Raw genomic sequence first — 6,258 nt, 5'->3', positions numbered from 1 at the left:
CGATGGCGATGATCTCGCCTTCCTGCGGCTTTTCCTTTGCGGTGTCGGGAATGATGATCCCGCTGGCGGTCTTCGCTTCGGACTCGACGCGGCGAACGACCACGCGGTCATGCAGCGGCCGGAAATTCGACTTTGCCATTTTTGGATGTCCCTGGTGCGGATGGTTGAACGATGCTCCGTTGCCGGAGTGCGGTTAGCACTCGACAGTGGCGAGTGCTAACGTGGCGGTGAGATAGGCCGTAGGCTGGTACGAGTCAAGACGGACGAGGGGACGGGCGAAGAGCAAAAGATTTTGGAATCGACGCGGAAGCACCGGGCCTCTTTACGTGAGGAAAAAGCTCTTTCTGCATCTTTGCGCCCACTCGCTCGTCCTCCGGCTCAAGGCATCTCCGCCAGCGGCGCTTCCGATCATGGTCCGCAAGTGCCCGCGTCCTTCTGGCGATGCATCAGCCTGGCGATGCCGAGTTCGGGAATGCCATAGCCGGCCAACGCTTCAACCTGTCGACGGAGGGCGGGATCGGCTTGGTGAGATGGTCGCGCCATCAGATTGTATCCGCGCGGCGCTCAGCGCCTGTTGCCGCGGTTCGGTTGAGTTCGACCATCATCATGGCCCCAGTGCATCGTTCTTCTGCCGCTTCACGAACGGCTTGACATAGGCTGGCGGAACCAGGCGAACCGTGTGGCTGAGGCGTATGCCGTAGATATCGCGCGTGATGGCACCTCGTTTCGCTTTCGATGAGAAGATCATTCGACGGCTTGTCGAACCAGCCCTTGACGCGGCTGCCGATCGCCGGTGATGTGTTCGGAATAGGCGGCTTCGCCGGCTTATTTTGGCATTACTCAACTCGTTGTTGATCGTGGAAAGGACCATGCTACGTCCTTATCCCCTTGCGGCGGCGATTGAGGCGATGATTGCTGCCATTGAGCGGAACAGGACCAGGGGGTCGTCCTTCGATGGAAGGAATCCGCGCCGCCGCCAGAATTCTGCAGCCTCGTCGTCGACGGCGTTGACCATCAGCGCGCGACCGCCGACGAGTGCAGCCGCGGTCACGCAGCGCTCAAGAGCGTGCTTGAGCAGGCCTATACCGATCCCACGCCCTGCCCAGCCGATGTCGGTCGCAAGTTGCCCGAGCAGAAGGCAGGGCACTGGATCGGGCGGTTGGCCAGTGCGGATGGAGCGCGGCAGGACGCCCGGAACGACTGCAGTCGGCGCGAGGCCATAGTAGCCGACCACCCGTCCCGCCTCATGCACGACCAGGACGGCGGTGAAGCCCTTCTCCTGGTTGGAGAGCGCGCGGGTCTTGAGCCAATGGTCGAGAGTCGGTTTTCCGCAGGTGAACTCGGAAACGTCGTGAGCCGCGGTGAGCGGTTCGGGAGCCGAGAGGGCCAAGGCTCAGCTTTTTGCGACGTAGCCGGGTTCCCACGGCGCCGGACGCTTTGCCAGTTCAACGATTTCGGGCACCGGGGTCGGAGGTCCGGACAGTACCGCCATGAAGTCCGCGAAGCCCTCCGGGCTCATGCGAATGAGGCGGGTTTCCATCAATACATCCTCGGCGGCGCGAACGGCAGCCTCGCGCACGAAGTCGGTGCGCGATCGGCCGCGCAGGCCGGCGGCGCGATCGATCATTGCGACATCGGCCTCGGGGAGGCGCATCGAGATCGGGTGTTCCTTACGTCCAGCGCTGGTGCTCATGATTTTTCTCCTGAGCGGAAAGATAGATGAGTGTAGCGCAAATTACAATACATAAACCCACCGGGTAACGGGTCGCTCTCGATGATGGCTTGACCACTGCCCGCAATTAAAAGGCCGATCGGCCCCCGGGAATCAGGAATTCCTGGAATATGTGCAGCCTTCGGCTTGCCCATCTGGGCCGCGCGAGACCGTAATGCGATGAATTTGCGGGGAATGAGGCGCCAGCTTGTCCCAGATCCATTTGGCGATGTTTTCCAAGGAGGGCACCGCCAAACCGTCAATGTCGTTCAGGTATGTGTGATCCAGGACATTTTGCACCGAACTAATCCTCGGCTCTACTTCGTAAAGATTGGCCGGCCAGCCAAACACCGCATCGGGTGAGCCCTTAAAGTGGACTCGAACCCTGAAGGTGTGGCCGTGTAACCCGGAAAATGGCTGCAGCTGGTGGGCGGCCTCGAATGTGAACTCTTTGTAAGTCTCGACCATGGCGACGCTGGCAGAACGTTCCAAAATTCGCTCCTTAAAATGCCGAGGCCGAGCTTCTGACATTCTGATTGATCAGTGTCAAACGGGCTGAGCCGGCCCCTGGCTCAATGAAAAGCGTCGTTAGCCCGCGATTTTACGCGCGCAGTTAACGCGGCGTTCAAGGATCGCGAGACATTGAAACCGGGTAGTGAGGCAAAGGATAAAATGATGTCAAGGATTCGCGGCGCACTTGCCTTAGCTGTTGCGCTTATGCTGCTGACCATATCTCCGGGGCACGTTCAGGATCAACAGCTGTTGCCCCCAAAGGAGACGCCCATCCTGTCGATCGAGGGCAATATCCGAGTGACTAACGCCGACGGTGTGGCGCAGTTCGATCGTGGGATGCTTGAGAAGCTCGGTATGACCACGTTGACCACCACTACGCCGTGGTTTTCCGGACCGGTCGAGTTTGAGGGCGTCTCACTCAAACGGATTATGGCCCTTGTCGGAGCGCAGGGCACGGAAGTAGTCGCCATAGCGCTGAACGACTACCGAACGACAATTCCTCTTAAGGATTTTAACGACTTCGATGTGATATTGGCGCTGAAGCGCGATAAACAATACATGCCGGTTAGCGATAAGGGGCCGCTCTTCGTAGTGTATCCTTACGACAGCGTTCCAGAATTGCACGCCCAAAAATACTATGCACGTTCGATTTGGCAACTTACACGCCTGATTGTGCGATGAAAAAGAGATAATGGTTGCGTTGTCGCGGGGTCCTCTAGTGGGCATTTTTCACCCCTTAAAGATAGCTCTCGGCACCGCGATCATTGTTCTCAGCGTTGGCGCAGTTTATCTTTCGACGCTCATCTTCGAGCGTCAGGAGATGCTTGCCAAGGTCTCGCGCTACAATGTGGCCTGGAGCGCAGGTCAGGGCGTGAACGAGTTCTTGCGGCTGCGTCAGCGCGTCAGCGAATTGGCGGCCGGTGAAGGCTCGAAGCAAGAGGCGCAGCTTCGGTTTGAAATCGTCAAGAACCGGCTTGAGCTGTTTCGCAGCGGCGAGTTTCAGCCCTTTGTTCTGGAAGTGGACGACCGGCAAACGACGGTGGAATCACTATCCAATTTCCTCCATCGCGCGGAGATGCTGATCGAGCAGGTTGAGAATCCCGCAACTGCGAGAGCCATCCTCTCAGAAATGGTCCCTCTGGAAGGAGACCTCATCGGTCTCGCCGCGGAGGCCAATAATTACGGCGGTCAACAGGTCGCGCGCGACCATGAAGAACTTCTGAGACTGCATTGGACGTTCTCTGCCCTGGCTTGGGGCCTCGTGCTCTGCACGTTTGTGCTTATTGTACTTTTGGAAAGACGGAATCGACTTCTTGTCCAAGCTCAGCAAAAACTCCACGCACTCAATGCGACATTAGTGCAAACGAGCGAGGACCTCGAGAAGGCCAATTCTGCAGCGCACGCTGCAAATGATGAGTTGATCACCCAAAACCGTCTATTCGATACTGCACTGCACAACATGTCGCAGGGGCTTTGCATGTTCGGCGAAGACCGCCGGCTTATCGTTAGCAATCGTAGGTTGGCCACCATGTATGGTCTGTCTCCGGAATCGCTGCGGCCGGGGAGTACCCTTGAGGATATTATACGGCTCACGGTCCAGACGGGTATCTGCTCCCGGGACAACGCCGAGAACATCCATTCGGAACAACTTAGCCTCATTGCTCGAAAGAAGCGGGGTACGTTACTGCAGGAACTGAGCGATGGCCGCGTGATTTCAATTTTGCATCAACCGATGAACGATGAAGGCTGGGTGGCTACTTACGACGATATTACCGAACGCCATCTCGCTGAGGCCCAAATGGTGCACATGGCGCGCCATGACGCTCTTACCGACTTACCTAACCGAATACTGCTTCGTGACCGCATGGTGAGCGAGCTGGCTCGGTGCCAAAGGCATCAGCGCTCTGCCGCGCTTTTCTGCTTGGATCTCGATCATTTTAAAAACGTCAATGATACGCTCGGACATTCCATGGGCGATCGGCTCCTCCGCGAGGTTGCTGCGCGCATCTCAACCCTCGTTCGCCGAGAGGACACTGTGGCTAGGCTGGGAGGCGATGAATTCGTGATCCTGCAGGCGGACGTCACACAGCCAGCGGACGTGGATCAACTTGCCCAACGTATACTCGAGGCTCTTAGCGAACCATACGAGCTCGATGGGCATCAGGTGATTATCGGGGTGAGCGTCGGCGTAGCCGTGACCTCCGGGATTTCGGACGATCCAGACATGCTTCTGAAAAATGCCGACTTGGCGCTCTACCGGGCCAAAGAAGACGGGCGTGGCACATATCGCTTTTTCGAGCCCGAGATGGATGCGCGTCTTCAGCGCCGTCGGACGATTGAACTCGATTTGCGTGCCGCCGATTTTGACCAGGAGTTCGATGTAGTATTCCAGCCGATCGTGAACATTCACACGCTGCAAGTCACGACACTTGAAGCACTGTTGCGGTGGCCGGGCTGCAGACACGGACCCGTCGAAACGGAGGAAATCATCGCCATCGCCGAAGACACGGGCTTGATCGTCAACCTAGGCGAGTGGGTGTTGGAAAGAGCCTGCCGAGCAGCTGCAAATCTGCCGGGCGAGCTCAATTTCGCTGTTAATCTATCACCAACGCAGTTCATGCGAGGCGATGTCGTTGAGATGGTCTCCAGAGTACTCGCCGCTACGGGATTTCCTGCTAATCGCCTTGAACTAGAAGTGACAGAAACGTTGTTGCTTGAGGATGGCCAAAGGTCGTCCTGTGCGCTGCGGGACTTGCGTGCGCTGGGTTTGCGCATATCACTCGACGATTTTGGCACCGGTTATTCCTCGCTCGGCTATCTCAGAAAATATACCGTGGACAAGATCAAAATAGACCGTTCTTTCGTGGAGCAAATCTCCACAAATCAGGATCACATGGCGATCGTACATGCGATTGTCAGTTTGGCCCGTGCTTTGGGCATGAAGACCACGGCTGAAGGAGTAGAGACTGAGGATCAGCTGGAAATTATTCGCGCTACAGGTTGCGACGAGGTTCAAGGATATCTATTCAGCCCACCAAAATCGCTAGCTGAAATAACGGACTTCCTTGGCAATAGTAGGAGCAAAGCGGCTGCTGCGTAGCTGCTGTCAACCCCGGGCCGTGAGGATCTCGCCTCCGACTGGAGCCCGTAAGCCCGTTCGCTCTATGCACCTGGCTATGGCCCCGTGGGAGTTCCTCGCCGCCATTGGCGGGATCTGCCATACGTTAGTAGGAGCGCTCGGGTGTTTGGCGGTAGTCTCGATCATATCGGGCCCGGAACCGCAAATGATGGCTGCGTTGGCCGAAAAATTCGATTAGCACGTATCTCGAGTTGTCCGAAGCCGGTCGCCCCTTCGGCCATCCGCGCGAAATCGAAGACCTATCTGATCAAGGCCGACGGCAGCGGCGAGTTCGCCGAGACGTCGGAGCCGCGTGCGTCGAAAAAAGTGAAATTCCCGGGTTGCCGACTATGTCCGAGCGGCGAAGGCTGAGATCGACAAGGCCGGGGTCGACGGCGTCGAGATCCATGGCGCCTGTTCTTGCGCTGGGGCAGCAAGCACCGCGCGGACGAATACGGCCGACCCCCAGCCGCTGTTCGAGCATGTGGCATCGGGCCTGGGCAGCCGCAAACTTGCCTATGTCCATGCGGTCGAAGGCGCCACGGGTGGCGCGCGTGACTTCCAGTGGGGTGATCAGCCGTTCGACTACACTTTTTCAAAGCCACCTATCGCAACGCGGGCGGCAAGGGGGTCTGGCTGAACAACAACCGGCTACGACAAGGAACTGGCCGAGCAGGTCATCGCGGATGGCAGCGCCGATCTGGTCGTGTTCGGCAAGCTCTTCATCGCCAACCCCGATCTCGTCAACAGGTCCAGGCAAGGTGCAGCACTGAACACGCCGAATTAGGACACCTTCTACGGCGGCGGGGCGCGGGGGCACCCAACAACAGCCTGATCCTAGTCAATTTCATGCGCGCCGGCGGAAGCGGCGCAACCAGACGATCGCCACCGCGCTTGAGCGGATGACGGGCAATCC

The 6,258-nt window shown here is 57.9% G+C and carries 6 protein-coding genes and 2 pseudogenes; 3 read left to right on the top strand and 5 right to left on the bottom strand.

Translation table 11 applies throughout. From position 1 onward, the window contains the following. From E5W87_RS32945 to E5W87_RS32925, 5 genes and pseudogenes are all read right to left on the bottom strand, one after another. Nucleotides 1-139, bottom strand: a pseudogene (locus E5W87_RS32945) (co-chaperone GroES); the annotation flags it as partial. 269 nt (nt 140-408) lie between these two features. Next, a complete protein-coding gene (locus tag E5W87_RS32940) occupies nt 409-543 on the bottom strand; it encodes a hypothetical protein (protein WP_292407365.1) in 135 nt (44 codons plus the stop codon). A gap of 337 nt (nt 544-880) precedes the next feature. Continuing rightward, nucleotides 881-1,390: a GNAT family N-acetyltransferase gene (locus tag E5W87_RS32935; protein ID WP_292407362.1), complete on the bottom strand. Its 510-nt coding sequence runs from the start codon at nt 1,388-1,390 to the stop codon at nt 881-883. Between the two features lie 3 nt (nt 1,391-1,393). Next, nucleotides 1,394-1,693 carry a DUF1778 domain-containing protein gene (locus tag E5W87_RS32930; RefSeq protein ID WP_292407359.1) on the bottom strand — a complete coding sequence of 100 codons (300 nt, stop codon included), beginning with the start codon at nt 1,691-1,693 and terminating at the stop codon, nt 1,394-1,396. A gap of 132 nt (nt 1,694-1,825) precedes the next feature. Beyond that, nucleotides 1,826-2,203, bottom strand: coding sequence for a 6-carboxytetrahydropterin synthase (locus E5W87_RS32925; RefSeq protein WP_292407357.1), 378 nt, complete (start codon nt 2,201-2,203; stop codon nt 1,826-1,828). Between the two features lie 183 nt (nt 2,204-2,386). Between E5W87_RS32925 and E5W87_RS32920 the strand changes: the two genes are divergently transcribed. The 3 genes and pseudogenes from E5W87_RS32920 to E5W87_RS32910 all read left to right on the top strand — a co-directional run. Next, nucleotides 2,387-2,905, top strand: coding sequence for a molybdopterin-dependent oxidoreductase (locus tag E5W87_RS32920; RefSeq protein ID WP_292407368.1), 519 nt, complete (start codon nt 2,387-2,389; stop codon nt 2,903-2,905). A gap of 37 nt (nt 2,906-2,942) precedes the next feature. Beyond that, a complete protein-coding gene (locus E5W87_RS32915; RefSeq protein ID WP_292407354.1) occupies nt 2,943-5,324 on the top strand; it encodes an EAL domain-containing protein in 2,382 nt (793 codons plus the stop codon). Between the two features lie 237 nt (nt 5,325-5,561). Then, nucleotides 5,562-6,129 (top strand): annotated as a pseudogene (locus E5W87_RS32910) (alkene reductase); the annotation flags it as partial. Nucleotides 6,130-6,258 lie beyond the last annotated feature (129 nt).

Source organism: Mesorhizobium sp., from assembly GCF_004962925.1.
GTDB lineage: Bacteria > Pseudomonadota > Alphaproteobacteria > Rhizobiales > Rhizobiaceae > Mesorhizobium.
This window is presented reverse-complemented; position numbering and strand designations above follow the sequence as displayed.